The organism is Herbaspirillum sp. VT-16-41 (genome assembly GCF_001994935.1).
GTDB classification, from domain to species: Bacteria; Pseudomonadota; Gammaproteobacteria; order Burkholderiales; family Burkholderiaceae_D; genus Herbaspirillum; species Herbaspirillum frisingense.
This window is the reverse complement of the sequence record NZ_MUXB01000213.1, coordinates 1-426: the sequence shown is the minus strand read 5'-3', so window position 1 is coordinate 426 and position 426 is coordinate 1. Positions and strand designations below refer to the sequence as shown.

General features: G+C 54.7%; 1 protein-coding gene. It reads left to right on the top strand.

Annotated elements, in window-relative coordinates:
- Positions 1-82: 82 nt before the first annotated feature.
- Positions 83-426, top strand: a 344-nt coding sequence (locus BTM36_RS26570; RefSeq protein ID WP_139347305.1) for a YbfB/YjiJ family MFS transporter, incomplete at its 3' end; no start/stop codon positions are given.

Genomic DNA, 426 nt, shown 5'->3' with positions numbered 1-426 from the left:
CGCCTGTGAGTAACTTTCACTTTCACCTCGCTGCATCATAATGCATCATAAATTTTACTTTTTTTTAACGTCAGAGGTTTTCATGGCGCTACGCATTGCGCTCTGTGGCTTTATCGTACTGGTGGTGGCAATGGGAATAGGGCGCTTTGCCTTCACGCCCCAGGTGCCGCTGATGATTCGCGATGGACAACTGACGTTAACCAGTGCCGGGCTGGTCGCCGCGATGAATTATCTCGGTTATTTACTGGGAGCGTGGGATGCGATGCGCGCCAGTAAACATATCGAGATGCGTCTGTATCTTGGCGTTGCGGGGGCTGTTGCGCTGACCTTTCTTTCGGCGCTGGCGGATAACGCCATTGCACACGGCGCGCTGCGTCTGGTGATTGGTGCGATGAGCGGCTGGGCGATGGTGCTTACCGCAGCCTG